Genomic DNA, 25,920 nt, shown 5'->3' with positions numbered 1-25,920 from the left:
CCCTCCTGCCAAAATCCTTGGGTAGCCATCAGGCCTCTGAGCTCTGGAGGCTGGCCGCCATGTCCCTCAAACGTTCCATCCTCCTCGCAATCAGCGGGTTGATCGTGGCCGCAGCCGCCACCACAGTCGCCAGCGGCCGCATCGGCCTGCCGTCCGTAGGCGGTGAAGAGACCGCCGTGAGCGCCGCACAACTCGCGACCGCCACCCAGCCCTCACCGGCAGGGGACGGGGCGGCAGGGGACGGGGCGGCAGAAGCCGCCCTCGCCGCCGGACCGCAGCAAAGCCTGCCGGACTTCCCCGACCTTCCCGCGCCCGCCCTGACCCCGCAGGTGAATATCGTCCGTGTCGTCGCGCGCGCGACCAGCGCGAACGACGTGGCGGTGCCCGATATCTCCGCCGTGACGCGCGAATATGACCCCTACGGCACTGCCTGCGCAGAACCTCGCCTGAAACTCGCCAGGCTCCGCACCGCCATGATCGCACTCACCGTCTCCGCCCCCTGCCATGCGGGCGAGGTGATCCGCATCAGCCACGCCGCCCTGACCTTCGCCGCCCGCCTCACGCCCGAGGGCACCTATCGGGCGACCATTCCGGCGCTCGGCACGGCGGGCGCGGTCGAGGTGACGATGGATCGCGGCGTCCGGCTGGAACAGGTGATCCCGGTCCCCGATATCGGCACTGTCGTGCGCATCGCGCTTCAGCTGCGCGGGAAGGGCGGGATGCATCTGAACGCGCTGGCGAGCGGCGCGGATTTCGCCAGCCCCGGCCTGATCGCACCCGCGACACCGGGCCTGCCCACGCTTGGCAAGGGCGGCTACCTGACGCTTCTCGGCGATCCGACGCTGGATGATCCGCTTCTGGCCGAGGTCCTGACCCTGCCCGCGAGCGCCGACGCTGCCCGCCCGCTGCTGGTGATCGAGGTCGGCGCCGACAATTGCGCGCGCGACCTTCTGGTGACCGTGGCCACCGCCGAGGGCCGCGCGGTGCCGCGTACCGGTGCCGTCAGCTTCTCGATGCCGGACTGCGATGCGACCGGCCAGCGCCTCGCGCTCGACGCCTCAAGCTTCCTGACCCGCCAGCTCGCCGCAAACTCCAACTGACCCGCACCGGACGGGGTTGAACAGCCGCCGCCCTGCCCCTAGGGTGCCCGCCGACCGATCAGGGAGGTGGATATGACCGGCAGGATTGACGCGCGGCTTGCGGAACTCGGACTGGAACTGCCGGATGCCCCCGCGCCCGCGGCCAACTATGTGCCCTTCGTGCAGGCGGGCGATCTCGTCTTCGTCTCGGGCCAGATCAGCCAGTCGAAGGACGGTCTGATCAAGGGCCGCCTCGGCGCCGACATGGATGTCGCGGCAGGCGCCGCCGCCGCCCGGCGCTGCGGCCTGTCGATCCTCGCTCAGGTCCGCGCGGCCTGCGGCGGCGACCTCGACCGGGTGGTGCGCGTCGTCAAGCTGACGGGCTTCGTCAATTCGACCGGCGATTTCACCGACCAGCCCAAGGTGATCAACGGCTGCTCCGACCTGATGGTCGAGGTCTTTGGCGATGCAGGCCGCCATTCCCGCGCCGCCGTCTCCGCCCCGGCCCTGCCCCTCGGCGTCGCGGTCGAGATCGAGGCCGTCATCCAGATCAAATGATGGTCACGCGCCCGCCTTTGCCCGAGACTTTCCTGCGCCTGCCGATCACGCATCGCGCCTTCCACGACCGCGCGGCCCGGCGGCCGGAAAATTCCCGCGCCGCCATCCGGGCGGCCATCGCGGCGGGCTACGGGGTCGAGATCGACATCCAGCCTTCGGCCGATGGCGTGCCGATGGTCTTTCACGATTACGACCTGCGCCGCCTGACCGGCCAGCCCGGCCGCGTCCGCGGCTTGACAGCGGCCGAGCTTGGCGCGCTGCCGCTGCTTGACGCCGACGAGGGTATCCCGACGCTCGCCGAAGTGCTGGCGATCGTCGGCGGCCAGGTGCCGCTCCTCATCGAGATCAAGGATCAGGACGGCGCGATGGGCGCCGCCCTGGGCGATCTGGAACAGGCGGTGGCCGAGGCCCTGAAAGGCTATCCGGGCGACGTTGCGCTCATGTCCTTCAACCCGCATTCCGTCGCTGCACTGGCCGACCTTGCCCCCGACCGCCCGCGCGGCCTGACGACCAGCGCCTACCGGGCCGAGGACTGGCCGCTACTGCCCGCCACCGTGCGCGACCATCTGCGCGAGATCCCCGATCTCGACCGGGTCGGCGCCAGCTTCATCTCGCACGAGGCCGCCGACCTCGACCGGCCCCTGGTCGCCGTCCTCAAGGCCAGGGGCACGCGCGTGCTCTGCTGGACGATCCGCTCGCCCGAGGCAGAGGCGAAGGCGCGCAGGGTGGCCGAGAATGTAACCTTCGAATCCTACTCCGCAGCGATTGCCCCTTGACGGCGCAGCACCTTCGCGCCCCCCTCGCGGCATGAGCCTGACCGTCTCCGTCCTCGACAGTATCGACCGGATCGCCCCCCGCGACTGGGATGCCTGCGCCGCGCCCGAGGCAGCGGATGGCCGACCAGAAAACCCGTTCCTGACCCACCGTTTCCTGCTGGCCTTGGAAAAATCCGGCTCCACCGGACCCGGCACCGGCTGGCAAAGCCTCCATCTCGTCGCCCGCGACGGGGACGAGGTGGCAGGCGTCCTGCCGCTTTACGCAAAAAGCCACAGCCAGGGCGAATATATCTTCGACCACAGCTGGGCCGACGCCTATGAACGCGCAGGCGGGCGCTATTACCCCAAACTCCAGTCCGCCGTGCCCTTCACCCCCGTCACCGGCCGCCGCCTGCTCTGCCGCCCCGGCCACGAGGCGGCGCGCGAGGCACTCCTCGGCGGCGCCCTGTCGCTTGCCCGGCAGAACGATATCTCATCCCTGCACATCACCTTCTGCACCGAAGAGGAATGGCACTGGGGCCAGAGTGCAGGCCTCCTGCCCCGCCTCACCCAGCAGTTCCACTGGGAAAACCGCGGCTACGCCACATTCGATGCCTTCCTTTCCGACCTCTCCTCGCGCAAGCGCAAGGCGATCCGCAAGGAACGCAGCCTTGCGCAAGGGTTCGGCGGCACAATCCGCCAGCTGACCGGCGACCAGATAGAACCCGCCCACTGGGACGCCTTCTGGACCTTCTATCAGGACACCGGCAGCCGCAAATGGGGCCACCCCTACCTGACCCGCGCCTTCTTCGACCTGATCCACGACACCATGCGCGACGATGTGATGCTGGTGCTGGCCGAGCGGAACGGCGACCCCGTCGCAGGCGCCCTCAACTTCATCGGTCGCGACACGCTCTACGGCCGCTACTGGGGCGCGATCGAGGACCACCCCTGCCTGCATTTCGAGGCCTGCTATTATCAGGCCATCGACTACGCCATCACACACGGCCTTGCGCGGGTCGAGGCGGGCGCGCAGGGCGAACACAAGCTCGCACGCGGCTATCTGCCCGTACCCACATATTCGCTGCACTGGCTGGCCGACTCAGGCCTCGCCCGCGCCGTCGAACGCTATCTCAAGGCCGAACGCGAGGCGGTCGGGCACGAGATCGAGGCGCTGGCCGACCTAGGCCCCTTCCGCGCCGGCGCAAATGGCGCCGGGGGTTGAAACCGGCAGCGTCCGGCCGGAGTATTTGGACAAAGAAGAAGCACGGGAAGTGGAAGATGACCGAAGCTCTGACCAAAGAGGAACGCGCCCGCGAACTGCCCGCCCTGGGGGAGACCGGCTGGCGCGCGGTGCCCGACCGCGACGCGATCCGCAAAATCTGGAAATTCAAGAGCTTTTCCGAAGCCTGGGGCTTCATGTCCCGCGCCGCCCTTGTCGCGGAAAAGCTGAACCACCATCCCGAATGGTCGAACGCCTACAATGTGGTCGACGTGACGCTGACCACCCATGACGCGCCCGGCCTTTCAACCCTCGACCTCACCTTCGCCAGACGCCTTGACAAGCTCGCGGGCGCGGCAGAGGTCCAGCGCGACCATTCCGAACCCGTCACCTGCCTGTGTCAGGAGCGGGCGGCGAGGAAGGGGGCCTGACGCCCCCTCCCGCGCAGCTCAGATCGCCGCCAGCATCGCCTCGCCGCCGGAAATGTCGCAGACGCCGGGGTTTTCCTCCAGATGCAGGACTTTCACCACCCCGTCCTCGGCATAAAGCGCATAGCGTTTCGACCGGTCATGAAAGCCGATCGCGGGGTTCGAGAAGTTCAGGCCGACCGCCTTGGTGAATTCGCTCGACACATCGCCGAGCATCGTGATCCCGGCCGCCGTCGCGCCGGTCGCCTCGCCCCAGGCCTTCATCACGAACGGGTCGTTGACCGACAGGCAGATGACCTCGTCAACGCCCTTTGCCCCGAACCCGTCCCTGGTGCGGATGAAGCTCGGCACATGCGCGGTCGTGCAGGTGCCGGTATAGGCGCCCGGCAGGCCGAAGATCACCACCTTGCGGCCCTTGAGCTTCTCGCCCAGCTGCACCTGTTCGGGTCCGTTCTCGCCCATGCGCGCCAGCGTCGCCTCGGGCAGCCTGTCACCAACTGAAATCGCCATCGTCCGTCCAATCGTTTTGCGTTTCCTCGACCAAGGATATAGGGTCCGGCGCGCCGGGGACCAGAGGGAGAATGGCCGATGAGCGGGATCGTGATCGTGGGCGCCGGTCAGGCAGGCGCCTCGCTCGCTGCGAAATTGCGGGCACTCGGCTACACTGGCCCCGTTACCCTGATCGGGGAAGAACCGGTTCCCCCCTATCAGCGCCCGCCCCTGTCGAAAGCCTATCTCTTGGGCGAGATGGAGCTGGAGCGGCTCTACCTTCGCGCGCCCGCCTTCTGGGCCGACCAGAACGTCACGCTCCGCCTCGGCGCCCGCGCCACCGCCATCGACCCCGCCGCGCGAACCATCACCGTCGATGGCGAGGCGCTGCCCTATGACCAGCTCGCGCTCACCACCGGCTCGCGCCCCCGCACACTGCCCGCCGCCATCGGTGGCGCTTTGGGCAATGTCTTCACCGTCCGCACGCTCGCAGACATCGACCGGATGGCACCCCTGATGCGCGACGGCGGCAGAGCCGTCATCGTCGGTGGCGGCTATATCGGGCTCGAGGCTGCCGCTGTCGCCGCGAAACTGGGCCTCAAGGTCACCGTGATCGAAGCCGCCCCCCGCATCCTGCAGCGCGTCGCGTCGCCTGAAACTTCTGCCTACTTCCGCGCCCTCCACGCCGCCCATGGCGTGACAATCCTCGAAGGCACCGGCCTCGACCGGCTTCTGGGCGAGACGCACGTCACCGGTGCCCGCCTCTCGGACGGCCGCGAAATTCCGGCCGATCTCGTCATCGTCGGCATCGGCATCCTGCCGAACAGCGAGCTGGCCGAGGCGGCGGGCCTTGCCATCGAAAACGGCATCAGAACGGATGAACAGGGCCGCACCTCCGACCCGCATATCTGGGCGGCGGGCGATTGCGCCTCCTTCCCCCATCTTGGCGGCCGGATCAGGCTCGAAAGCGTGGGCAACGCGATAGACCAGGCCGAACTCGTGGCCGAGAATATGCTCGGCGCGGGCAAGGCCTATGAAGCGAAACCCTGGTTCTGGTCCGACCAGTACGACTGCAAGCTGCAGATCGCGGGCCTTAACATGGGCTACGACCGGATCGTCACCCGCCCGGGCGAGGCTGGCGCCACCTCCTTCTGGTACTATCAGGGCGACCGCCTGCTGGCCGTCGACGCGATGAACGACAGCCGCGCCTATATGATCGGCAAGCGCCTGATCGAGGCGGGAAAGTCCCCGGCCCCGGCCGTGATCGCCGACCCCGCGACCGACCTCAAGGCGCTTCTGAAGGCATGAGGATCATCGGTGGCGCGCGACGGGGTTTGCAGCTCGCCGATGTCGGCGCGGGCGACGCCGCCGCGCATCTCAGGCCCACCTCCGACCGGGTGCGCGAGGCGATCTTCAACCTTCTGATCAACGGCCCCTACGGCAACCCCGTGCAGGGTGCGCGCACCCTCGATCTTTTCGCCGGAACCGGCGCGCTCGGCCTCGAGGCCCTGTCGCGCGGCGCCGCCCGCGTCGCTTTCGTCGACGACGGCACCGCCGCCCGCGCGCTTCTGCGCCGCAATATCGAACTGATGCAGGCCACGGGCACGACCGATATCTGGCGTCGCGATGCGACCCGGATGGGCCCCAATCGCGGCGCGGGCTACGATCTCGTCTTCCTCGACCCGCCCTATGGCAAGGCGCTGGGCGAAAGGGCGCTGGCCTCCTGCCTCGCGGGTGGCTGGCTCGCCCCCGGCGCCCTGATCGTCTGGGAGGAAAGCGCGCCTCCGACACCGCCCGGCGACCTCGAACACCTCGACCAGCGCAGATACGGCGACACGGTCATCACCATCCTGCACCTGCCCGCATGAGGCCCGCCGCTGTCCTTTTCGACTGCGACGGCGTGATCGTCGACAGCGAACCGATCACCCTGCGCCTCTTTGCCGCGAGCCTCGCCCGCCACGGCCTCGTCCTCTCTCACCCGGAAATCGAAAGCCTCTTCCTCGGCGGCACGCTCGCGGGCGCGGCCGACGAGGCCCGCCGCCGCGGCGCCCGCCTGCCCGCAGACTGGGTCGACAGGACCTATGACGCGGTCTTTGCCCGCCTCGCCGAAGGCACGCCGCTCATCCAGGGCATCGAAACCCTGATGGACGCGCTCGACGCCGCCGCCATTCCCTATGCCGTCGGCTCGAACGGCCCGCACCGCAAGATGGCCATAACCCTCGGCCAGCATCCCACCCTCCAGGCCCGCCTCGCGAGCCGCATCTTCTCGCGCGAGGATGTCGCCCGCCCCAAACCCGCGCCCGACCTCTATCTCCACGCCGCCCGCGCGCTTGGCGCCGATCCCGCCCGCACCGTTGTTATCGAAGACAGTCCAAGCGGCGTCCACGCCGCCCGCGCCGCCGGCATGCGCTGCTACGGCTTTGCCTCCGGCAGCGACGGCGCCCGCCTCGCGTCGGCAGGCGCCATACCCTTCAGGCGCATGGCCGACCTGCACGAGCTTCTCTGTCTCTGATCACTTTCTGTCGCGAAATACTCCGGGGGGTCCGGGGGGCAGCGCCCCCCGGCGGATCGCCCGCGCAAGCGGGCGAAATCACCAGGTCGGATGAAACTTGCCCGCGGGCGACAGGGTGAACAGCTCACACCCATCCGCCGTCACGCCCACCGAATGTTCGAACTGCGCCGACAGCGACTTGTCGCGCGTCACCGCCGTCCAGTCGTCGGCCAGAACCTTGGTCTCGGGCCGACCAAGATTCACCATCGGCTCGATGGTGAAGAACATGCCCTCTTCCAGCCGCGGGCCGGTGCCGGGGCGGCCGTAATGCAGCACGTTCGGCGGCGCATGGAACACCCGCCCCAACCCGTGGCCGCAGAAATCGCGCACCACCGACATGCGGTTCGCTTCCACATAGGACTGGATCGCATGGCCGATATCGCCGAAGGTCTTGCCCGGACGGACCGCCTCGATCCCCTTGAACAAGGCGTCATGCGTGACCTGGATCAGCCGCTCGGCCTTCCGGGGCAGATCGCCCGCCACATACATCCGGCTCGTATCGCCATACCAGCCACCCACAATCACGGTGACGTCGATGTTCAGGATATCGCCGTCCTTCAGCACCTTCGGCCCTGGGATCCCGTGGCAGACCACATGATTCACGCTGATGCAGGAGGCATGCTGATAGCCGCGATACCCGATCGTCGCCGAAACGACCCCCCGCCGCTCGATCTCGGCCCGGATGAAATCGTCAAGCACTTCGGTCGTCGTGCCCGGCGCCACCAGGGCGCCCACCTGATCGAGGATTTCCGCCGCGACGCGGCCCGCCTTGTGCATGCCGGCGAAGTCGCCGGGCTCATGAAGGGTGATGCCGTCCTTGGTCTGACGGGTGCGCGGTTCGTCCACGGGGCCGGTCCTTTCGAAATCCCGCCCTAGATAGTGAAGATTTCCGCGCTTGGCCAGAGCCGGGGCTTTTCGATGCGCGCCCGGCGCCCTATAGGGTAACGCATTGGTGACGAAAGGCCGCGATGCAGAACCCGACCGCCTCCATCCTGATCATCGGCGACGAGATCCTGTCGGGCCGCACCCGCGACGCCAACATGCACTATCTCGCGGGCGAACTGGCGCGCATCGGCATCGACCTCACCGAGGCGCGCTTCGTCTCCGACCGGCACGAGGCGATCGTCCAGGCGGTGAACGCGCTCCGCACGACGACCGATCATCTCTTCACTTCGGGCGGCATCGGCCCGACGCATGACGACATCACCGCCGATGCGGTGGCGGCAGCCTTCCGCCTGCCGATCTCGGTCCGCGCTGACGCCCGCGCGCTGCTTCAGGCCCATTACGACCGTTCCGGGGTCGAGTTGAACGAGGCGCGGCTCCGCATGGCGCGCGTCCCCGAGGGCGCCACGCTCATCGACAATCCGATCTCTGCCGCCCCGGGCTTCACGCTTCAGAACGTCCATGTGATGGCGGGCGTGCCCACGATCTTCCAGGCGATGGTCGCCTCGCTTCTGCCGCGCCTGACCGGGGGCCGCCCGCTCCTGTCGCAGACGCTTCGCGTGATGCGCGGCGAGGGCGTGATCGCCGCCCCCCTGCGCGCGCTGGCCGAAGAATTTGCCGACCTCGCCTTCGGCTCCTACCCGTTCGTGCAGGACGGGGTCTATGGCACCAACCTCGTCGTCCGCGGCCAGGACGCGGCGCGGCTCGACGCGGCCATGCTGCGGCTTGCAGCGCTGGTGGGCGGCGAGACCGCATGACAGACCTTCTCGCAGCCCTCGACAGCACTTGGCCCGCAGCCTCGCTGCGTCGCGCGGGCGGCTGGCTGGTGCGCGAGGGCAAGGGCGGCGGCAAGCGCGTCTCGGCCGCCACCGTCGCGGCGGATGACGCGGCAACCACCATCGACGCGGCGCTCGAAGCGCAGGCATCACTCGGCCAGCCACCGCTCTTTTCCCTGCGCGACGGCGACATTGCCGAAGACGCGGACCTTGCCCGCCGGGGCCTCCGCATCGTCGATCCGACCGTGCTTTACGAGGCGCCCATCGGCGTGCTGTCCGCCGAACCGCCCCGCCATATGACCAGCTTCCCGATCTGGCCGCCGCTCGCCATCATGGCAGATCTCTGGGCCGAGGGCGGGGTCGGCGCGGCGCGGCAGGCGGTAATGGCGCGCTGCGCGCTGCCCAAAACCGCCATCCTCGGCCGGGTCGAGGATCGGGCGGCGGGCGTCGTCTACGTCGCCATTGATGGCGATCTGGCGATGGTCCATGCCCTGCATGTCGCGCCCGACTTCCGCCGCAAGGCGCTGGCCGCCAACCTGATGCGCGCAGCCGCCGCCTGGGCCAGCGCTGCGGGCGCCACCCGCTTTGGCCTTGCCGTCACCGAATCCAACACAGCCGCCCGCGCGCTCTACGAGCGGCTCGGCATGGCGCCTGTCGGCCGCTACCATTATCGCGCCGGATGAGGCGGGGCGCGACCATCGCCGTTGCGACGGCCTGTCTCGCCGCCGCCGCACAGGCCGCGCCGCCGACGCTGCCCGGCCTTGACGAAAGCCTGCAAACCGCGCAGCGCCCGGCCGAAGGCGGCGCCTACGACCTGGCGGTCGGCGCCTGGGAAGGCGGGCGCATGCCGAAGGTCGCGCTGGCGGGCACCATCACCCGCATCGCCTGGCGCCTGCCCGGGGGCGCGGGCACGCTGCAGCGCGCCGAGGGGCTCCGGCAAGCGCTGACCGGTCAGGGCTATGGCGTGATCTTCGCCTGCGCGACCGATGCCTGCGGCGGTTTCGACTTCCGCTACGACCTCCCGCTCTTTCCCGAACCCGACATGCATGTCGACCTGTCGGATTTCCGCTATCTCTCGGCCGTCAAGGGCGTCGGCCCCGGCGCCGATTATGTCGGCCTGATGATCAGCCGCGCCGGGGCGACCGACTTCGTCGAGATGGTCCATATCGCGGGCGGCGGCTCGACCGGCGCACCCGCGCCGCCGCCCCCACCCGGCCCCGCGCAACCCGGCCCCGCAGAACCCGGCCCCGCAGAACCCGGCACCGCAGAACCGATGCCGGGCCAGCCGGCCGCGATCGGCGGCGATCTTGCTGCCGCGCTTCTTGCCGACGGCCACAGCGTGCTGGACGGTTTCAGCTTCGCCTCCGGCTCGGCAGAGCTTCAGGTGAGCGCGCCGGGCGAACTGGCGGCACTCGCGCAGTTCCTTGCCGACAGTCCCGAGGCCCGCATCGCCATCGTCGGCCATACCGATGCCTCGGGCGGCCTTGACGCGAACATTGCGCTCTCGCGCCGCCGTGCAGAGGCGGTCGCGGCCCGTCTGGTGTCGGAATTCGGCGCCGACCCCGCAAGGATCGAGGCGCAGGGCGCGGGCTATCTCGCGCCACGCGCCAGCAACATGACCGAAGACGGCAGAGAGAAAAACAGACGGGTCGAGGTGGTGCTGACCTCGACCCGCTGATGATCCGGTGGCAGCCGGTTGCAAGCCCCCCCTGGCGGGGGCGGGCTTACCAGGCGTCCGGGCCCTTGTCGACAAAGGCCTGGGCAAGGAAATCGATGAAGGCACGCACCTTCGGCTGGGTAAAGCGGCCCGGCGGATAGACGGCATAGATGCCCAAGGTCTCGACCGGCAGGTCGGGGATCGCCTCTTCGACCATCCCCTGCTTCATCGCATCCGCATAGAGGAACGACGGCAGATAGGCGATGCCGAGGCCCGAGATCGCGGCATTCAGCAGCGACTGGCCATCGTTCACCGTCAGCCAGCCCGCCGTGCGGATCTGGCGCTTCTCGCCCGAGGGCGCGGTGATCTTCCAGACGTTGCCCGAGGCCTGATTCGAGTAATGCAAAAGCTTGTGCTCGTTCAGATCGTCGATCTTCTGCGGCCGGCCGTAGCGTGAAAAATAGGCGGGCGAGCCGATCATGCGCTTGGCCGTGTCGGTCAGCTTGCGCGCACGCAGGGTGGAATCCTCAAGCTCGCCCACCCGAATGGCCATGTCGAACCCTTCAGAGATGAGTTCCACATAGCGGTTGTTCAAAACCATATTCACCGTGATCTCGGGATATTCCAGAAGGAAGTCCCCCAGAATCGGCGAAAGCAGATTGACGCCAAAGTCAGTGGCGACCGATATCCGCAGAAGCCCGGATGGTGCAGATTGCATCGAGGTGACAAGGGCATCCGCTTCGCCCGCATCGTTCAGAACGCGGCGGGCTCGGTCGTAATAGGCCAGTCCAATCTCGGTCGGCGAAACACGCCGGGTCGTACGGTTCAAAAGTCGTGCGCCGAGGCGGGCCTCAAGCGCGGAAACATGTTTGGAGACAGCGGATTTCGAAATCCCCATCTTCTTGGCCGCGTCGGTGAACCCCCCCTGGTCTACGACTGTGGCGAAGGCCTCCATTTCTGTAAGTCGGTCCATTGTGCACCCTGAATAGACATTTGCCCGCCGCGGACCGGTATCAGCGCCAATTTGGGCAAGAATGCGGAAACGACCCGACAAGACTTGGGTATTGTTCGGAACCGATAGGGCCAATTTTGCCCCGAAGGGTTCCAAATGGTTGACACCGGATCGCCCGCATCGGCGACCCGGCTCAACAATTTAAGGAAAATCAGAGGATTGCCGCCAGTCGCGTGCCCTGGTCGATTGCCCTTTTTGCGTCAAGTTCCGCCGCAACATCGGCGCCGCCGATCACATGGACCTTGCGCCCTTCGGCGATCAGCAGGTCGGCGAGACCCCTCTCGCTTTCCTGACCGGCGCACAGAACGATTGTTTCCGCCGGAATAAGGCGGCCGTTTTCGCGCTCCGGACCGAAGGAAACCCGCAGGCCCGTCATCTCGATCCGTTCGTAATTCACTCCGCCCAGCATCTCGACGCCCTTGGCCTGCAAGGTGGCGCGATGGATCCAGCCGGTGGTCTTGCCCAGATGGCGGCCCGGCCGCTCGGGCTTGCGCTGCAACAGAACCACCTGCCGCGCCGCCGGTTCCGGTGCCGGACGGCCCAGCCCGCCCACGCGCTCCGCCGGATCGGCAACGCCCCATTCATGGCGCCAGTCTGCCGGGCGTACCGTCGGGCTCGGATGCGGCTCGACCAGAAACTCGGCGACGTCGAACCCGATCCCGCCCGCCCCGATCACCGCGACCCGCTCGCCCGCAACCACGCTGCCGGTCAGGATGTCGGCATAGCTCGCCACCTGCGCGCCTGCGGTGGTCTCGATTCCCGGGTCGCGCGGCCGGACGCCGGTCGCGATGATCACCTCGTCATACCCGCGCAGATCCTCGGGCCGCGCCAGACTGTTCAGCCTGAGATCGATTCCGCTGAGGCCGACCCGCGTCCGGAACCACTCGACCAGTCCGTGAAACTCTTCCTTGCCCGGCACGCGCCTGGCAAGGTTCAGCTGCCCGCCGATCTCGCCCGACCGTTCGAACAGCGTCACCGCATGCCCGCGTTCATCCAGCGCCAGCGCCGCCGCCAGCCCGGCAGGACCGGCGCCGACGACAGCGACCCTCTTGGCCGCCTCGACCGGTTCCAGCACCAGCTCCGTCTCATGGCAGGCGCGCGGATTGACAAGACAGGATGTCAGCTTGCCCGAGAATGTGTGGTCCAGACAGGCCTGGTTGCAGGCGATGCAGGGCGCAATCTCGGCCGCCCGCCCCGTCGCCGCCTTCCGCACGAAGTGCGGATCGGCGAGGAACGGCCGCGCCATCGACACCATGTCGGCGCCGCCCCCGGCCAGCACCTCTTCGGCCACCTCGGGGCTGTTGATCCGGTTCGAGGTGATCAGCGGAATGCCGACCTCGCCCATCATCTTCTTTGTCACCCAGGCGAAAGCCGCACGCGGAACGGATGTCGCAATCGTCGGAATGCGCGCCTCGTGCCAGCCGATGCCGGTATTGATGATCGAGGCACCCGCCGCCTCGACCGCCCTGGCAAGCATCACCACCTCGTCCCAGGTCGAACCTTCGGGCACCAGGTCGATCATCGACAGCCGGTAGATCAGGATGAAGTCCTGCCCCACCGCCGCGCGGACCCGGCGCACCACCTCGACCGGCAGGCGCATGCGGTTCTCGTAGGACCCGCCCCAGCGGTCGGTGCGCTTGTTGGTATGGGCGACAAGGAACTGGTTGAGGAAATAGCCCTCCGACCCCATCACCTCGACCCCGTCATAGCCCGCCTCGCGGGCGCGGGCGGCGGCGGTGACGATATCGGCGATCTGCTTTTCGATGCCCTCTTCGTCCAGTTCCCTCGGCGGGAAAGGAGAGATCGGCGACTTGATCGCCGAGGGTGCCACGCAATCGGGCGAATAGGCATAGCGCCCGGCATGCAGGATCTGCATCGCGATCCGGCCGCCCGCCTCATGCACGCGCGCCGTGACCGTGCGGTGGTTCTCGATGTCCCTGTCGGAAAACAGGCCCGCCGCGCCGGGAAACACGCCGCCCTCGCGGTTCGGCGCCATGCCGCCGGTGACCATCAGCCCGACACCGCCGCGCGCCCGCTCGGCATAAAACTCCGCCACCCGGTTCCAGTCGCCCACCTCTTCCAGATTGGTGTGCATCGACCCCATCAGGACCCGGTTCGGCAGGGTCACATGGCCAAGGTCGAGCGGCGAAAGAAGATGGGGATAGTCAGACATGCGCCCTCCGGTCAGGGCCAGACCCTGCCCCGGAATCAGCGCATGTGTCACGGAAGACGCTGCGTCACATCGCGCGCTACCGGCGTTTCTCAGCCCTCGCGGCAGTGCTGGCGGAACGCCCGCGCCAGCAGATCCAGGTCGGCGCGCAACAGGGCCACTTCGGCCACAAGATCGGTGCCGTCCGGCGCGCCCGCGCTGATCGCGAAATGGCCAAGCCGCGCGCCAGATGTGCGGTCGATCACCTGAAAGACCTGCACCCCTTCGTCCATGGCCGCCGCCGGAATCGGGGCGGTCACACGCCACTGGCCCGCCGCCCCCGTGGCGGCCTCGACCGACACTTCGGTCAGCCGTTCCTCGCCCCACCAGACCTCGATCCCGGGGGCGGCCTCTGCCGCGACCAGCCCGTGCCAGATGCCCTTGGCGATCCTGCTTTCCAGAAGCTTCATGCTCGTTCCCCTCAGATCGGCGCCCGCGGCCGGCGCGAGACGACAAGATCGGCGATCGCGATCCGGTTCATCGACGGGCGCTCGACGAACAGGTCGATCCAGACCCGCTCGATCCGCCGCTCGTTCAGATGCAGGGCCGCAAGGTCGAACTCCGCCAGGGCCCGGTCGCCCTGCCCGTGCCCCTGCCGGTTCAGCCCTGCGTTCGTCTGCGCCGTGGTGCCCGCATGGGTTATGTTCAGCCGCGCGAGGAAGGATTGCGGCGCCTCCGACCGCAGCGCCAGCTCGACCGCGATCACATGCTGGCTGCCGGTCAGCGCGAATCTTTCGGCGGGCAGCTGCAGCGACAGCGAAAGATAGCTGCCCTGAAAATCATAGACCGACAGGACCAGCCCGGTCGGCGCCCGGTCCCCGGCCGCGTTCGGGGTCTGACGCAGGGACAGAAGGTCAAGCGGGCAATCATGGAAAAGCGTCAGCTCCTCGCCGATCTTGCGCCCCGGCGCGCCGCCGTCGGGCGGCGCAATCGCGCCGCACCAGGCCTGCGGCCGCCAGGCGACATCCGCCATCGGCGGCGCCTCGACCGGCCCTGCGCTTAAGCCCAGATGACGCGACATCTCCGCCTCGGCCCGCACCGCCAGCTGAGAGGTCGCGCGGCCAAGGCTCTTCGCCGCCCCCTTCAGGTCCCTCAGGTCCGCCGCGTCCATGCCATCCGTCGCGCCCGCCCAGCGCCGCCAGCGCGCCAGCTCGCGCCTCAGCCGCCACCTGTCCAACCTGCCGATCGCCATCAGCCCCTTGCCTGTCCCGTTCAACGGTTCTCCGACCGCACCTTACTCACAAACTTTTCCAAAAGGCTGCGCTTTTCGTCCGGGGGCAGCGGCTGCTTGGTCAGGCCAAGCACCGAAAGCGTCACGATCTGACCATCCAGCGCGAAAAGCGCCCGCCAATAGTCCGGCTCGACCTCCTGCCCCTCAAGCCGCGCGCTGTCGCTTGCAAGAATATAAAGCACATCCTTCGCCGACACGATCCGCTGGATCGTCACCGTCTTTGCCTTGCCCGCCCGGCTCAGCGCCTTGCGGCCGGGGTCCGAGGCGAGGAACTTCGCCATCGACGGGAAAGAGGCGGCAAAGACATCGCCCTCCGGCGCGCCGGGGGTGACATAGGCGGTCAGGATCGCCGCCTTCTTCGGCTTCGCCGCGAAAGTCGACTGCCCCAGCGCCGCGCAACTGCCGAAAAGGACGAAGGCCCCGGTCTCCAGATTATGGCTGGCCTTCGTATCGACGCAAAAGCCCGGCGGCGCCGCGATGGTCAGCCCGCCGGGGCCGATCTTCATCTTCGACGGCGCGCCCTTGGCGCCGGCACCGTGCGCGCCCAGGACCAGGGCAAACAACACGAGAAGCGGCGCGAAGCGCGCGCGCAAACGCCAGACCGAACCTTTCACCTCTGCCCTGCCTTTCTCCCCCGCCCCTGAATAGTCCGCGGCACGCGCGCGATACAAGCCGGATTGCACCTGCCCCCCGGACCCGCATAGGCTCACCCCGATGAGAGACGTCGCCCGCTACCGCCCGCTTGCCACCTTCACCGCCCCCGTCGCGGCCCAGCGCCAGCCGCTCTGGCGGCCGCTCCTCGGCGCGGTCGCGGTGGTCGTCCTCTATCTCGCCTTCCTCTTCGCGCTCGGGATATTCCTGCAGCAGCGCTACGGCACACTCCTCGCCGCCGGCATCGCCCAGGCGATGCTGCGCGCCACCACGCCCGGCGCCGCACTCCTCCTCCTCTATTCCTTCACCGGCATGGCGCTCGCGGTCCTGGTCACCGTGCGCCTGATCCATGGGCGTAGCGCCGCCACCCTCTTCGGCGACCGCCGCGCCGCCATCGCCGACGTCCTCGCTGCGGCCCGCGCCGTCCTTGTCGTCACGCTCGCTGTCCTCCTCCTGGCACTCGCCACCGAACGGCCCGACCCCGGGCTCCGCCTCGCGACCTTCCTTCTCTACCTGCCCGCCGCCCTTCTCGGCATCCTTGTGCAGGTCACGGCCGAGGAACTGGTCTTCCGCGGCTACCTCATGCAGGAACTGGCGGCGCGTTTCCGCTCGCCCCTCGTCTGGGCCGGCCTCTCCTCGCTTCTGTTCGGGCTTGGCCATTACCAGCCCGGTGCCTATGGCGCGAACGCCTGGCCGATCGTCCTCTGGGCCACGCTCTTCGGCCTCGCCGCCGCCGATCTCACCGCCCGCACCGGCACGCTCGGCGCCGCCATCGGGCTCCATTTCGCCAACAATCTCGCGGCCTTCCTCTTCATCGGCGTCCGGGGCGACATGGATGGGCTCGCACTCTGGACCAGAACCATCGACCTCGCCTCGCCCGCCGATGTCCTGCCGATCCTGATCGTCGATTTCGCGACCATCCTCCTCGCCTGGCTCGCCGTCCGCCTCGCGCTCCGGGTCTGAGCGCCCCTGCCCGGCCGCGCCGATGATTGCATTTCACCCCGCCCGGGCTTAATTGAGGGGCTCCGACCAGCGGCGAAGGCGATGAGACCATGAACTGGATCACCAATTATGTCCGGCCCAAGATCAACTCGCTCTTCTCGCGCCGCGAGGTGCCCGACAATCTCTGGACCAAATGTTCCGAATGCGGAACCATGCTCTTCCACCGAGAGCTGGCCGACAATCTCAACGTCTGCACCAACTGCGACCATCATATGGCGATCACGCCGCGCGAACGGTTCGCTTCCTTTTTCGACGGCGGTATCTTCACCGAGATCAAGGTGCCCGAGCCCATCGCCGATCCGCTCCAGTTCCGCGACCAGAAGAAATATCCCGACCGGATGAGGGCCGCGCAGAAATCGACCGGCGAGAAGGATGCGATGCTGGTGGCGGAAGGCGAGATCGGCCGCACCCGCATCGTCGCCGCCGCGCAGGATTTCACCTTCATGGGCGGCTCGATGGGCATGTATGTCGGCAATGCGGTGATCGCCGCCGCCGAACAGGCGGTGAAGAAGAAACTGCCGCTGATCCTCTTTTCCGCCGCAGGCGGCGCGCGCATGCAGGAAGGCATCCTGTCGCTCATGCAGATGCCGCGCACCACGGTGGCGGTCGAGATGCTGAAAGAGGCGGGCCTGCCCTATATCGTCGTCCTCACCCACCCCACGACCGGCGGCGTCACCGCCTCCTACGCGATGCTGGGCGACGTGCAGCTCGCCGAACCGAACGCGCTCATCTGCTTCGCCGGTCCCCGCGTCATCGAACAGACGATCCGCGAGAAGCTGCCCGAAGGCTTCCAGCGCGCCGAATATCTCCTCGATCACGGCATGCTCGACCGCGTCACCCACCGCAAGAAACTGCGCGAGGAGCTGATTTCCATCCTGCGCATGCTGACCCGCCAGTCGCCCCCGGTGAAGGGCGACCTGCCCGCCCCTGCCAGCAAGGCCAGCGAAACCGCCTGACCCCCTTTCGTTTCCAAATATCCTCGGGGGGTCCGGGGGGCAGACAGCCCCCCGGCCTCTGCCCCGGGGGAAAAACCTCCAAGGTGCAGCATGACCGAAGGCTCCGATCTCATCCTCGCCCGGATGATGTCGCTTCACCCCAAGATCATCGACCTCACGCTCGACCGGATGCACCGGCTCCTTGCCGCGCTCGGCAACCCCGAACGCCGCCTGCCGCCGCTGATCCATATCGCGGGGACGAACGGCAAGGGCTCGACCCAGGCGATGATCCGCGCGGGGCTTCAGGCGCGGGGCGACAGGGTCCATGCCTATACCTCCCCCCATCTCGCCCGCTTCCACGAACGGATCCGGCTGGCCGGAGAGCTGATTTCGGAAGCCGACCTCACCCGTATCCTCGACGAATGCGACCGCGCGAACGGCGGCGAGGCGATCACCTTCTTCGAGATCACCACCTGCGCGGCCTTTCTCGCCTTCGCCCGCACCCCCGCCGACTGGACGCTCCTTGAGGTCGGCCTCGGCGGGCGCCTTGACGCGACAAACGTCATCGATGTGCCGCGCCTCACCATCATCACGCCCGTGTCGATCGACCATCAGCAATACCTGGGCGAAACTCTGCCCGAGATTGCAGGCGAGAAGGCGGGCATCCTCAAGCGCGGCGTGCCCTGCGTCGTCGGCCCGCAGGAAGAGGCGGGGCTTGAGGTGATCGAGGCCAAAGCCGCGCGCCTTGGCTCTCCCCTTCTCGTCCACGGCCAGCACTGGCGCGCCTGGGAGGAACGCGGGCGGCTGATCTTCCAGGATGAAAACGGCCTTCTCGACCTGCCGCTCCCGAACCTCCCCGGCCCGCACCAGATCGACAATGCGGGTGCAGCACTTGCGGCGCTGCGTCATCTCGGCGCCGACGAGGCCGCCTGCGAGGCGGCAGTGACCCTGGCCTACTGGCCCGCCCGCATGCAGCGCCTGACCCACGGCCCGCTGGTCGAAGCGGCGGGAACGTGCGAGCTCTGGCTCGACGGCGGCCATAATCCGGCGGGCGGTCAGGCCGTGGCGGCAACGCTCGCCCGCATGGCCCCCAAATCCACATACCTTGTCTGCGGCATGCTCAACACCAAGGATGTCGGGGGCTACATGCGCCCGCTCGCGCCCCGGGTGCAGCGCCTCACCGCCATCTCGATCCCGGGCGAGCCGAACACCCTTCCCGCCGAAGCCACCCGCGACGCCGCCTGCGGCGCCGGCATCGAGGCCGACACGGCGGAGGATGCCCTTTCGGCAATTCAGAAAATTGCGAAACTGATGCCCGGCGCGCGTATCCTGATCTGTGGCTCGCTCTACCTGGCGGGTTCGGTCCTGCGCGAGAACGGCTAGGTCGCCGACCACCTGCGGGCTATTCCGCCCGCCCTGAACGGCCGCTCCCTTCAGTCTGGTTCAAATATCCCGGGAGGGTCCGGGAGGGCAGAGCCCTCCCGGCTCCGCCGACCAGGGGCGCGCGGACCGCCCGGCCGCGCCGGACGATCATCCGGGCACCGCTTCAGGCCCACGCTCTGACCCACGCGCAGGCATACGTGAACTGCACCTGAAATTCAGGCGGATTTCCTTGCAGAACAGCCCCGTCGCCCCGGCGCAGCCCCTGCCGTTAACCCCTTCTTAACGACGCCCTTCCTGTCGCGCCAGGCTGCGATAGAGCGCCTCGAACTGCGGATGGATCCAGTCCGGGTCGAACCGGTCCTCCCCCGCCCGCGCCAGCGCCGCCGCGCCCAGCTCCCGGCGCGCGGTCTCGTCGGCCAGCACAGCCTCGACCGCCCCGCAGATCGCCGCAACATCACCCACCGGCACCACCCGCCCCACGCTCTCGTCGATCAGCTCGACGACCCCCGAACAGGCGGTCGCCACCGCCGGACAGCCCGCCCGGAACGCCTCGACGATGGTGAAGGGCAGGGCCTCCCAGCGCGAGGTCAGAAGGAAAAGGTCGGCGGCGCAAAGATGCAGATGCGGTTCCGACGTGCGGCCGATGAAGCTCAGCGACGGAAGGACGCCCCTCTCCCGCGCCAGCGTCTTCAGCGCCGCCTCGTCCGGCCCGTCGCCCGCCACGATGAAGCGCCAGCCGGGATGGTCCTTCCTCAGCCGCGCCACGCAGTCGATCAGGATATCGACGCCCTTCTGATGGGCCAGCCGCACCAGGGTCAGGATCACCCTCTCGCCGTCGCCCATCAGCCGCGCGCGCAGCGCCGCCACCTCGGCCGCGCTGACCTCTGGCGGCGGAGCCACACCCAGCCCGATGACCTTCAGCCGCTCGGGCGGCACGCCCCCGATGGTGGCAAGGTCTTCCGCACTCCGATGGCTCGGCGTCACCGTCAGGTCGCACATCCGCGCGATCCGCCCGAAGCCCGCGATCCGCTCGGGCTCCGATCCGTGATAGGTCACGATCAGCGGGATATTCAGCCCCTTGCGGGCAAGCGCCGCCACCAGCGCGGGCGCGCTGTCATGGGCATGGATCACATCCACCGGATGGCGCTTCAGCCAGCGCCGCAACCGCCACGCCGCCCCCGCCAGCGCCATCAGCCGCCCGGGCAGCGACCCGCCGCCGCCCGCCACCCGGTTGACCGGCAATTCGAGATAGGGATGCCCCGTCCCCCCATTCACCCAGACATCCGGCGATCCGGCAAGCGTCACCTCATGACCATGCGCGACCAGCCAGTCCCTGAGCGCAAGGATATGGCGGGTGATTCCGCCCACCCCCAGCTGGGTGCCGATCTCGAGGATGCGCAATTGTTTCGTCCCGGGCTTCATTCCGCCTAGATGGCCGGGGCGCGGCGCTCTGGCAAGCGAAAGTCGCGCGGGCGTTGCGGTCGGGCCGCCTTCAGGCCATGGTCCGGCCAGAGCGGCCCGATAGGTGCCGTACCGGTATCAATGAGAGGCAGCCCGGTGATTCACGTCGGCATCGATGCAAGCTCCTGGGGCAATGAACGTGGCTTCGGCCGCTTCACCCGCTCGCTCGTCTTCGCCCTTGCCGAACGCGACCGCGGCTTCCGCTATACGCTCCTCTTCGATACACCCCCCGACCGGCCGGTGCCGCCGGGGGTCGATGTCGCCGTCGCCGGTGCGGGCCAATCGATGGCGGCGGCGGCCAGCGGCAAGGGCGCGCGCGGCGGGGCCGACATGTGGACCCAGTCGAAGGCGGCCGCCCGTCTCGGCGCCGACGTCCTCTTCTTCCCGGCGCACTATTCCTTCTACCCGGTCTTGTCGCGCGTGCCGAAGGTCGTGTGCATCCATGACACGATCCCAGAACGGTTCCCCGACCTGATCTTCCCCACGAAACGCAACGAGCTGTTCTGGAAGGCAAAAACCTGGCTTGCCCTCAGACAGGCGCGCCGCGTGATGACCGTGTCAGAGGCCTCTGCCGCCGATATCGCTGCGCTCCTGAAGGTGCGCCGCGACCGGATCGATGTGGTGACCGAAGGGGCCGAAGCCCTGTTCCGGCCGACCCCCGATCCCGCCCGCCGCGCCGCCGCACGGGCCCGCCACGGCATTCCCGAAGGCGCGCCGCTGCTCGTCTATGTCGGCGGCTTCAACCGCCACAAGAACGTGCTGAGGCTGATCGAGGCGATGCCCGCGATCCTCGCCGCCTGCCCCGACACCTGCCTCGCCATCGTCGGCCGCACGACCGGCGCGCGGTTCTGGGACAATATCGACGAACTGAAGGCGGGCGCGAGCCGCGATGCCCGCACCTCCGACCGGATCCTCTTCACCGGCGAAATTCCCGATGAAGAGATGGCGGAACTCTTGAATGCCGCCTCGGCCCTTGTCATGCCCTCGCTCTGGGAAGGCTTCGGCCTGCCTGCGCTGGAAGCCATGTCCTGCGGAACGCCGGTCCTTGCCGCCAATCGCGGCAGCCTGCCCGAAGTGGTGGGAGACGCGGGCCTCTATTTCGAGCCCGAGGATGCGGCCGAACTCGCGGCGCGCGCGGCAGAGCTCATCGCGACGCCGGGCCTGCAGCAAAGGCTCGCCGGGCGGGCGTTGGCGCGCGCGCGCCGCTTCGGCTGGGACCGCGCCGCGGACCTGGCGGAGCGGTCCTTCCGCCGCGCGCAGGGCCGTTAGGATTGGCCCGGGGCCCCTCATCGTGCGCTTCGCTTCTCTTCGGGCCCGCCGAAGAGCGTCCGAAGGACGACGATGAGGCGCCTCCTCAGGCTTCCGCCTCGTCGGCGATCCGCGCCAGATAGCGGCCATACTGGGTCTTGAGATAGGGCTTCGCCAGTTCCCTCAACTGACCCGCATCGATCCAGCCGTTTTCGAAGGCGATCTCCTCGGGGCAGCCGACCTTGAGGTTCTGCCGTTCCTCGATGGTGCGGATGAATTCGGCCGCCTCCAGAAGGCTTTCATGCGTGCCGGTGTCGAGCCAGGCGAAACCGCGCCCGAGCTTTTCGACATTCAACGTGCCATCGGTCCGGTAATGGTTCAGAAGATCGGTGATCTCCAGCTCGCCTCGCGGCGAGGGTTTGATCGCCTTGGCGCGGGCGGCGGCGGAGCCGTCCAGGAAATAGATGCCCGTCACCGCATAGGAACTTTTCGGCTTCTCCGGCTTTTCGACCAGCGACAGGACGCGGCCTTCACGGTCGAACTCCACCACGCCGTACCGCTCGGGGTCCGAGACGCGATAGCCGAAGACCGTGCCACCGGTTTCACGCTCGTCAGCTGCGGCGAGACGGGCGGGCAGGCCCTCTCCGAAAAAGACATTGTCGCCCAGAACCATGGCCGAAGGCGCCCCGGCCAGGAAATCCTCCGCCAGGATATAGGCCTGCGCCAGCCCGTCGGGCGAGGGCTGGACGACATAGTCGAAGCGCATGCCCCAGTCCTTGCCATCGCCCAGAAGTGCCGAGAACTGCGGCAGGTCGCGCGGGGTCGAGATGATGCAGACCTCGCGGATGCCCGCGAGCATGAGCGCCGACAGCGGATAGTAGATCATCGGCTTGTCATAGAGCGGCAGCATCTGTTTCGACACCGCATGGGTGATCGGATAAAGCCGTGTGCCCGACCCGCCCGCGAGGATGATGCCTTTACGGCCTGTGGTGGTCATGCTTCGCTCTCCAGTTCGCGGATTACAGTCTTCAGGCCGGTCCGCCAGTCGGGCTGGCCGATAGAATAGATGTCGCGGATCTTGGTGCAGTTCAGCACCGAATTGGCAGGGCGGCGGGCCGGGGTGGGGAATTCCGCCGTCGTGATGCGTCTGACCGTCGGTTTCCTGCCGATCGATGAGGCGGCAAAGATCGCCTCGGCGAAATCGGCCCAGGAACAGGCCGGGCCGCCCGCGAAATGGAAGATGCCTGACTGTCCGCGTCCCTCATGGAAGCTGAGACCGATGGCAATGAGCGCCTTCGCGATTTCATGCGCGGGCGTCGGGCCGCCGCGCTGGTCGTCGACGACCGACAGCGCCTCGCGCTCGGCCCCTAGCCTGAGCATGGTCTTGACGAAATTCTTGCCATGGGCCGAAAAGACCCAGGCCGTGCGCAGGATCACATGCGGCCCGCCTGCGGCCGTCACCTGCCGCTCGCCGTCCAGTTTCGTGGCGCCATAGGCGCCGAGCGGGGCAACGGCGTCACCCTCTTCCCAAGGCCGGGCGCCCGCGCCATCGAACACATAATCGGTCGAGACATGCAGGAACGGCAGGCCCCGCGTCGCCGCCGCCCGCGCCATTGCCCCAGGGGCATCAGCATTCACAAGCTGGGCGGTCGCAAGATCGCTCTCCGCCGCATCGACGGCTGTATAGGCGGCGGCATTGATGACGATGTCGGCGTCCGTCGCCGTGACCAGTGCAGCACAGGCCGCCGGATCGGTCAGATCGGCATGCACCCGGTCAAGGGCCTCGATCTCCATTCCGACCAAGGGGGCGTTGCGGGCGATCTCGATGGCGACCTGACCGGTGGTGCCGAAAACGAGCGCTTTCATCGGGCGGACCTCCTGTAGAAGAGCGCGAGCGCACAGCCCCAGATCGCCAGTTCAGCGATAAATGTCCAGTGCAGCATGAAAGACAGGATCCAGTGACTTCGGGTCGGCGGCACGGTGACCAGCGCATAAAGGCCGTCGTCGAAGGGCGCGAGCCACATGATCGAACCCGCAAGACTGTCGAGGATCAGGTGAAGGAGGATTGCCGCGAAGAAGAAGAGCGCGGGCAGACGCCAGACGGTGCGCCACAAAAGCGGCAGAGCCACGAGCGCGACGGCGGCCCAGAAGGCCGGGATATGAACCCAGTAGCGGTGATGGTGGAAGGCCCGGTCATCGACAAGATAGAAGAAGATCAGGTCGAAGTCCGGAACGACCGACCCCAGCAGGGCGGCGCCCATCGCCCGGCGGTCGGGCGCGCGCAAGCCGCGCGCAAGCACGTATCCTGCAGGAAGATGGGCCGTCAGCATCAGCCCGCCGTCCCAAGCCTTTGGCCCACACCATCCCGGTCCTGAAGCGCGCGCCACCAGTCCTCGTGTTCAAGGAACCACTGCACGGTTTTCTCCAGCCCCTCGTCGATGGTGACCGACGGCCGCCAGCCCAGCTCCTCGCGGATGCGGGACGGGTCGATCGCATAGCGCTGGTCATGGCCCGGGCGGTCGGCGACGAAGGTGATCTGTTCGGCATAGGGCGCATTGCCGGGACGCTTTTCATCAAGGATCGCGCAGATCTTCTGGACGAGGTCGAGGTTCGAGGCCTCGTTCTCGCCGCCGATATTGTAGCTGCGGCCAAGGGCGCCCTTCTGCACGACGAGAAGCAGCGCATCGGCATGATCCTCGACGAAGAGCCAGTCGCGGATGTTGTCGCCCTTGCCATAGATCGGGATCGGGGCGCCCGCGAGCGCCTTCAGGATCACCACCGGGATCAGCTTTTCAGGGAAGTGGTAGGGACCGTAATTGTTCGAACAATTGGTCAAGACGACCGGCAGGCCGTAGGTTTCATGCCAGGCGCGGACCAGATGGTCGGAGGCCGCCTTCGAGGCCGAATAGGGCGAACGCGGGTCATAGGGCGTCTCTTCGGTAAACTTGCCGGTGGGGCCGAGCGAACCGAACACCTCGTCGGTCGAGATATGGTGGAAACGGAAATCGGCGGGCCTGCCGCGCGCAGCCCAGTAAGTCCGGGCCGCCTCCAGCATCACATAGGTGCCGTTGATATTGGTCTGGATGAAAGTGTCCGGTCCGTCGATCGACCGGTCGACATGGCTTTCGGCCGCCAGATGCATGATCGCGTCGGGCTGATGCTTGGCCAGGATCGTGTCGATGCGCGGCCGGTCGCAGATATCGGCCTGTTCGAAGGCGTAGTTCGGGCTGGCCGAGACCTCGGCCACATTGGTCAGCGACCCCGCGTAAGTCAGCTTGTCGAGGTTCACGACCGAATGGCCCGCGTTGATCGCACGGCGCACGACCGCCGACCCGATGAAGCCCGCGCCGCCGGTGACGAGAAGTTTCATGCCTGTGCCTCGTAGGTGAAGGGCGATTTGAAGTCCTTCAGGAAGGGTGCCGCCCGGTCCTTGTCGGACAGGATTGCCGACGCGGGGTCTATCCCCCAGTCGATGCCGATGTCGGGGTCGTCGAACCGGATCGCACCGTCGCAGTCCGGCGCATAGACGTCGGAGCATTTGTAAAGGAGTTCGCTGTCAGGCTCGCGGGTGACGAACCCGTGCAGAAACCCCGCAGGGATCAGAAGCTGCCGGCCGTTCTCGGCCGACAGTTCGGTGCCGAACCACTTGCCGAAGCTCGGTGAACCCACGCGGATGTCGACCGCCACGTCGAAGACCCGGCCCCGGCCGCAGCGGACAAGCTTTGTCTGGGCATGCGGCGGCGACTGGAAATGCAGGCCGCGCACGGTTCCAACCTCGCTGGAAGAGGAATGATTGTCCTGCACGAAGTCATAATGGATGCCGTTCGCGGCCAGGGTCTGCTTGTTCCAGACCTCGCTGAACCAGCCACGCGCATCGCCAAAGCGGCGCGGGGTGAGAACAAGGCAGCCGGAAAGCGGCGTTTCTTCAATCTGCATCAAGTCATCCTCGGGTTTCGCCGGGTCTTAGACCGAACCAGGGTCGGTGAAAAGTCGCTTGCCACCATTGGTCTTCTATCTCGCATCAACCGGCGACGGCTTGCCGACAGGCTGGCGCAGGCTCCCGGCCCGCCCGGGCCCCTCTTGCGCCACGGGCTCCAGCAGGCCTATGATTTCGATATACAGAACCTTGTTCCGAATATTGGACCGGCAGGATATGCTCATGCTGCGAACCGCGCCCGACAGGCCTGTCCCTTTCCCTGCCGGGCGAATCATCACGCTGCCTACGCAGCCGCGTCGGGGCGAAAGACCGCCAACGGCGGGATTCCAGACTTGCGAGGCGGACGCCGATCAGGTCCTGTTGGATATGAACACCCCCGGAACCTGGGTGTATG

General features: G+C 67.7%; 28 protein-coding genes. 15 read left to right on the top strand and 13 right to left on the bottom strand.

All coding sequences use genetic code 11. From position 1 onward, the window contains the following. The first annotated feature begins 59 nt into the window (after nt 1–59). From P0645_RS06995 to P0645_RS06975, 5 genes are all read left to right on the top strand, one after another. A complete protein-coding gene (locus tag P0645_RS06995) occupies nt 60–1,100 on the top strand; it encodes a hypothetical protein (RefSeq protein WP_284163864.1) in 1,041 nt (346 codons plus the stop codon). A gap of 72 nt (nt 1,101–1,172) precedes the next feature. After that, on the top strand, nt 1,173–1,637 hold the full coding sequence (locus tag P0645_RS06990; RefSeq protein WP_284163863.1) for a RidA family protein: 465 nt from the start codon (nt 1,173–1,175) through the stop codon (nt 1,635–1,637). Next, nucleotides 1,637–2,413: a glycerophosphodiester phosphodiesterase family protein gene (locus P0645_RS06985; RefSeq protein ID WP_284163862.1), complete on the top strand. Its 777-nt coding sequence runs from the start codon at nt 1,637–1,639 to the stop codon at nt 2,411–2,413. Before P0645_RS06990 ends, P0645_RS06985 begins: the two co-directional genes overlap by 1 nt. A gap of 31 nt (nt 2,414–2,444) precedes the next feature. Continuing rightward, nucleotides 2,445–3,617, top strand: coding sequence for a GNAT family N-acetyltransferase (locus P0645_RS06980; protein ID WP_284163861.1), 1,173 nt, complete (start codon nt 2,445–2,447; stop codon nt 3,615–3,617). Nucleotides 3,618–3,673: 56 nt separating this feature from the next. Next, nucleotides 3,674–4,045 carry a 4a-hydroxytetrahydrobiopterin dehydratase gene (locus P0645_RS06975; RefSeq protein ID WP_349775071.1) on the top strand — a complete coding sequence of 124 codons (372 nt, stop codon included), beginning with the start codon at nt 3,674–3,676 and terminating at the stop codon, nt 4,043–4,045. Between the two features lie 18 nt (nt 4,046–4,063). Here the strand turns inward: P0645_RS06975 and P0645_RS06970 are convergent, their stop codons facing one another. Then, on the bottom strand, nt 4,064–4,552 hold the full coding sequence (locus P0645_RS06970) for a peroxiredoxin (RefSeq protein ID WP_284163860.1): 489 nt from the start codon (nt 4,550–4,552) through the stop codon (nt 4,064–4,066). Between the two features lie 78 nt (nt 4,553–4,630). Between P0645_RS06970 and P0645_RS06965 the strand changes: the two genes are divergently transcribed. Genes P0645_RS06965 through P0645_RS06955 form a run of 3 tightly spaced genes read left to right on the top strand, consistent with a single transcriptional unit; the run spans nt 4,631 to nt 7,043 of the window. Further along, complete coding sequence (locus P0645_RS06965) at nt 4,631–5,839, top strand: NAD(P)/FAD-dependent oxidoreductase (RefSeq protein ID WP_284163859.1); 1,209 nt, start codon at nt 4,631–4,633, stop codon at nt 5,837–5,839. After that, complete coding sequence (gene rsmD / locus P0645_RS06960; RefSeq protein WP_284163858.1) at nt 5,836–6,399, top strand: 16S rRNA (guanine(966)-N(2))-methyltransferase RsmD; 564 nt, start codon at nt 5,836–5,838, stop codon at nt 6,397–6,399. Before P0645_RS06965 ends, rsmD begins: the two co-directional genes overlap by 4 nt. Continuing rightward, nucleotides 6,396–7,043 carry an HAD family hydrolase gene (locus tag P0645_RS06955; RefSeq protein WP_284163857.1) on the top strand — a complete coding sequence of 216 codons (648 nt, stop codon included), beginning with the start codon at nt 6,396–6,398 and terminating at the stop codon, nt 7,041–7,043. Before rsmD ends, P0645_RS06955 begins: the two co-directional genes overlap by 4 nt. Nucleotides 7,044–7,121: 78 nt before the next feature. On the opposite strand, the gene map is transcribed toward P0645_RS06955, so the two are convergent. Further along, nucleotides 7,122–7,928 (bottom strand): type I methionyl aminopeptidase, encoded by an 807-nt coding sequence (map, locus tag P0645_RS06950; protein WP_284163856.1) that lies wholly within the window; start codon nt 7,926–7,928, stop codon nt 7,122–7,124. Nucleotides 7,929–8,050: 122 nt separating this feature from the next. Between map and P0645_RS06945 the strand changes: the two genes are divergently transcribed. From P0645_RS06945 to P0645_RS06935, 3 genes are read left to right on the top strand one after another with little or no spacing between them, the layout of a single operon-like run. Beyond that, the gene (locus P0645_RS06945; protein ID WP_284163855.1) at nt 8,051–8,782 is read left to right on the top strand and encodes a competence/damage-inducible protein A; all 732 of its coding nucleotides are present in this window, start codon (nt 8,051–8,053) and stop codon (nt 8,780–8,782) included. Continuing rightward, a complete protein-coding gene (locus tag P0645_RS06940; RefSeq protein WP_284163854.1) occupies nt 8,779–9,483 on the top strand; it encodes a GNAT family N-acetyltransferase in 705 nt (234 codons plus the stop codon). The genes P0645_RS06945 and P0645_RS06940 overlap by 4 nt, the downstream gene beginning before the upstream one ends. Further along, the gene (locus P0645_RS06935) at nt 9,480–10,478 is read left to right on the top strand and encodes an OmpA family protein (protein WP_284163853.1); all 999 of its coding nucleotides are present in this window, start codon (nt 9,480–9,482) and stop codon (nt 10,476–10,478) included. Before P0645_RS06940 ends, P0645_RS06935 begins: the two co-directional genes overlap by 4 nt. 46 nt (nt 10,479–10,524) lie before the next feature. Here P0645_RS06935 and P0645_RS06930 read toward each other — a convergent pair whose 3' ends face one another. From P0645_RS06930 to P0645_RS06910, 5 genes are all read right to left on the bottom strand, one after another. Then, nucleotides 10,525–11,430, bottom strand: a complete 906-nt coding sequence (locus P0645_RS06930; protein ID WP_284163852.1) for a LysR family transcriptional regulator — start codon at nt 11,428–11,430, stop codon at nt 10,525–10,527. Between the two features lie 190 nt (nt 11,431–11,620). Continuing rightward, a complete protein-coding gene (locus P0645_RS06925; protein WP_284163851.1) occupies nt 11,621–13,642 on the bottom strand; it encodes an NADPH-dependent 2,4-dienoyl-CoA reductase in 2,022 nt (673 codons plus the stop codon). An 89-nt stretch (nt 13,643–13,731) separates the two neighbouring features. Then, entirely contained in the window at nt 13,732–14,088 is a 357-nt protein-coding gene (locus tag P0645_RS06920; RefSeq protein ID WP_284163850.1) for a hypothetical protein, read from the bottom strand. A gap of 11 nt (nt 14,089–14,099) precedes the next feature. Continuing rightward, entirely contained in the window at nt 14,100–14,894 is a 795-nt protein-coding gene (locus P0645_RS06915) for a DUF6478 family protein (protein WP_284163849.1), read from the bottom strand. Continuing rightward, nucleotides 14,891–15,523: a hypothetical protein gene (locus P0645_RS06910; RefSeq protein WP_284163848.1), complete on the bottom strand. Its 633-nt coding sequence runs from the start codon at nt 15,521–15,523 to the stop codon at nt 14,891–14,893. The genes P0645_RS06915 and P0645_RS06910 overlap by 4 nt, the downstream gene beginning before the upstream one ends. A gap of 100 nt (nt 15,524–15,623) precedes the next feature. On the opposite strand from P0645_RS06910, the gene P0645_RS06905 reads away from it, so the two are divergent. The 3 genes from P0645_RS06905 to P0645_RS06895 all read left to right on the top strand — a co-directional run bounded on the left by P0645_RS06905 (nt 15,624) and on the right by P0645_RS06895 (nt 18,880). Further along, entirely contained in the window at nt 15,624–16,523 is a 900-nt protein-coding gene (locus P0645_RS06905; protein ID WP_284163847.1) for a CPBP family intramembrane glutamic endopeptidase, read from the top strand. A gap of 89 nt (nt 16,524–16,612) precedes the next feature. Continuing rightward, on the top strand, nt 16,613–17,518 hold the full coding sequence (gene accD, locus P0645_RS06900) for an acetyl-CoA carboxylase, carboxyltransferase subunit beta (RefSeq protein ID WP_284163846.1): 906 nt from the start codon (nt 16,613–16,615) through the stop codon (nt 17,516–17,518). A 90-nt stretch (nt 17,519–17,608) separates the two neighbouring features. After that, nucleotides 17,609–18,880, top strand: coding sequence for a bifunctional folylpolyglutamate synthase/dihydrofolate synthase (locus tag P0645_RS06895; protein WP_284163845.1), 1,272 nt, complete (start codon nt 17,609–17,611; stop codon nt 18,878–18,880). Nucleotides 18,881–19,159: 279 nt separating this feature from the next. On the opposite strand, the gene P0645_RS06890 is transcribed toward P0645_RS06895, so the two are convergent. Beyond that, nucleotides 19,160–20,281 carry a glycosyltransferase family 4 protein gene (locus P0645_RS06890; protein ID WP_284163844.1) on the bottom strand — a complete coding sequence of 374 codons (1,122 nt, stop codon included), beginning with the start codon at nt 20,279–20,281 and terminating at the stop codon, nt 19,160–19,162. 156 nt (nt 20,282–20,437) lie between these two features. Here P0645_RS06890 and P0645_RS06885 point away from each other — a divergent pair, with 156 nt between their 5' ends. Then, entirely contained in the window at nt 20,438–21,610 is a 1,173-nt protein-coding gene (locus P0645_RS06885) for a glycosyltransferase family 4 protein (RefSeq protein WP_284163843.1), read from the top strand. An 85-nt stretch (nt 21,611–21,695) separates the two neighbouring features. On the opposite strand, the gene rfbA is transcribed toward P0645_RS06885, so the two are convergent. The 5 genes from rfbA to rfbC are packed head-to-tail and all read right to left on the bottom strand — an operon-like array spanning nt 21,696 to nt 25,525. Beyond that, nucleotides 21,696–22,586 carry a glucose-1-phosphate thymidylyltransferase RfbA gene (gene rfbA / locus P0645_RS06880; RefSeq protein ID WP_284163842.1) on the bottom strand — a complete coding sequence of 297 codons (891 nt, stop codon included), beginning with the start codon at nt 22,584–22,586 and terminating at the stop codon, nt 21,696–21,698. Continuing rightward, a complete protein-coding gene (gene rfbD, locus P0645_RS06875; RefSeq protein WP_284163841.1) occupies nt 22,583–23,455 on the bottom strand; it encodes a dTDP-4-dehydrorhamnose reductase in 873 nt (290 codons plus the stop codon). Before rfbD ends, rfbA begins: the two co-directional genes overlap by 4 nt. Further along, nucleotides 23,452–23,919, bottom strand: coding sequence for a metal-dependent hydrolase (locus P0645_RS06870; RefSeq protein ID WP_284163840.1), 468 nt, complete (start codon nt 23,917–23,919; stop codon nt 23,452–23,454). Before P0645_RS06870 ends, rfbD begins: the two co-directional genes overlap by 4 nt. Next, nucleotides 23,919–24,959: a dTDP-glucose 4,6-dehydratase gene (rfbB, locus tag P0645_RS06865; RefSeq protein WP_284163839.1), complete on the bottom strand. Its 1,041-nt coding sequence runs from the start codon at nt 24,957–24,959 to the stop codon at nt 23,919–23,921. Before rfbB ends, P0645_RS06870 begins: the two co-directional genes overlap by 1 nt. Further along, nucleotides 24,956–25,525 (bottom strand): dTDP-4-dehydrorhamnose 3,5-epimerase, encoded by a 570-nt coding sequence (gene rfbC / locus P0645_RS06860; protein ID WP_284163838.1) that lies wholly within the window; start codon nt 25,523–25,525, stop codon nt 24,956–24,958. Before rfbC ends, rfbB begins: the two co-directional genes overlap by 4 nt. Nucleotides 25,526–25,920 lie beyond the last annotated feature (395 nt).

This window comes from Frigidibacter sp. SD6-1 (assembly GCF_030143255.1).
Taxonomy (GTDB): domain Bacteria; phylum Pseudomonadota; class Alphaproteobacteria; order Rhodobacterales; family Rhodobacteraceae; genus TMP-24.
The sequence above is the reverse complement of the archived record's forward strand: the minus strand, read 5'-3'. Positions and strand labels throughout refer to the sequence as shown.

What these genes read in the sequence shown, in the direction of transcription:
- P0645_RS06990 (WP_284163863.1), top strand. Translation starts at nt 1,173, where the DNA reads ATGACCGGCAGGATTGACGCGCGGCTTGCGGAACTCGGACTGGAACTG.
- P0645_RS06965 (WP_284163859.1), top strand. Translation starts at nt 4,631, where the DNA reads ATGAGCGGGATCGTGATCGTGGGCGCCGGTCAGGCAGGCGCCTCGCTC.
- P0645_RS06970 (WP_284163860.1), bottom strand. Translation starts at nt 4,552, where the DNA reads ATGGCGATTTCAGTTGGTGACAGGCTGCCCGAGGCGACGCTGGCGCGC.
- P0645_RS06995 (WP_284163864.1), top strand. Translation starts at nt 60, where the DNA reads ATGTCCCTCAAACGTTCCATCCTCCTCGCAATCAGCGGGTTGATCGTG.
- P0645_RS06985 (WP_284163862.1), top strand. Translation starts at nt 1,637, where the DNA reads ATGGTCACGCGCCCGCCTTTGCCCGAGACTTTCCTGCGCCTGCCGATC.
- rfbC (WP_284163838.1), bottom strand. Translation starts at nt 25,525, where the DNA reads ATGCAGATTGAAGAAACGCCGCTTTCCGGCTGCCTTGTTCTCACCCCG.
- rfbB (WP_284163839.1), bottom strand. Translation starts at nt 24,959, where the DNA reads ATGAAACTTCTCGTCACCGGCGGCGCGGGCTTCATCGGGTCGGCGGTC.
- rsmD (WP_284163858.1), top strand. Translation starts at nt 5,836, where the DNA reads ATGAGGATCATCGGTGGCGCGCGACGGGGTTTGCAGCTCGCCGATGTC.
- P0645_RS06905 (WP_284163847.1), top strand. Translation starts at nt 15,624, where the DNA reads ATGAGAGACGTCGCCCGCTACCGCCCGCTTGCCACCTTCACCGCCCCC.
- rfbA (WP_284163842.1), bottom strand. Translation starts at nt 22,586, where the DNA reads ATGACCACCACAGGCCGTAAAGGCATCATCCTCGCGGGCGGGTCGGGC.
- P0645_RS06940 (WP_284163854.1), top strand. Translation starts at nt 8,779, where the DNA reads ATGACAGACCTTCTCGCAGCCCTCGACAGCACTTGGCCCGCAGCCTCG.
- P0645_RS06975 (WP_349775071.1), top strand. Translation starts at nt 3,674, where the DNA reads ATGACCGAAGCTCTGACCAAAGAGGAACGCGCCCGCGAACTGCCCGCC.
- P0645_RS06920 (WP_284163850.1), bottom strand. Translation starts at nt 14,088, where the DNA reads ATGAAGCTTCTGGAAAGCAGGATCGCCAAGGGCATCTGGCACGGGCTG.
- P0645_RS06930 (WP_284163852.1), bottom strand. Translation starts at nt 11,430, where the DNA reads ATGGACCGACTTACAGAAATGGAGGCCTTCGCCACAGTCGTAGACCAG.
- P0645_RS06980 (WP_284163861.1), top strand. Translation starts at nt 2,445, where the DNA reads ATGAGCCTGACCGTCTCCGTCCTCGACAGTATCGACCGGATCGCCCCC.
- P0645_RS06925 (WP_284163851.1), bottom strand. Translation starts at nt 13,642, where the DNA reads ATGTCTGACTATCCCCATCTTCTTTCGCCGCTCGACCTTGGCCATGTG.
- P0645_RS06870 (WP_284163840.1), bottom strand. Translation starts at nt 23,919, where the DNA reads ATGCTGACGGCCCATCTTCCTGCAGGATACGTGCTTGCGCGCGGCTTG.
- P0645_RS06935 (WP_284163853.1), top strand. Translation starts at nt 9,480, where the DNA reads ATGAGGCGGGGCGCGACCATCGCCGTTGCGACGGCCTGTCTCGCCGCC.
- rfbD (WP_284163841.1), bottom strand. Translation starts at nt 23,455, where the DNA reads ATGAAAGCGCTCGTTTTCGGCACCACCGGTCAGGTCGCCATCGAGATC.
- accD (WP_284163846.1), top strand. Translation starts at nt 16,613, where the DNA reads ATGAACTGGATCACCAATTATGTCCGGCCCAAGATCAACTCGCTCTTC.
- P0645_RS06945 (WP_284163855.1), top strand. Translation starts at nt 8,051, where the DNA reads ATGCAGAACCCGACCGCCTCCATCCTGATCATCGGCGACGAGATCCTG.
- P0645_RS06895 (WP_284163845.1), top strand. Translation starts at nt 17,609, where the DNA reads ATGACCGAAGGCTCCGATCTCATCCTCGCCCGGATGATGTCGCTTCAC.
- P0645_RS06955 (WP_284163857.1), top strand. Translation starts at nt 6,396, where the DNA reads ATGAGGCCCGCCGCTGTCCTTTTCGACTGCGACGGCGTGATCGTCGAC.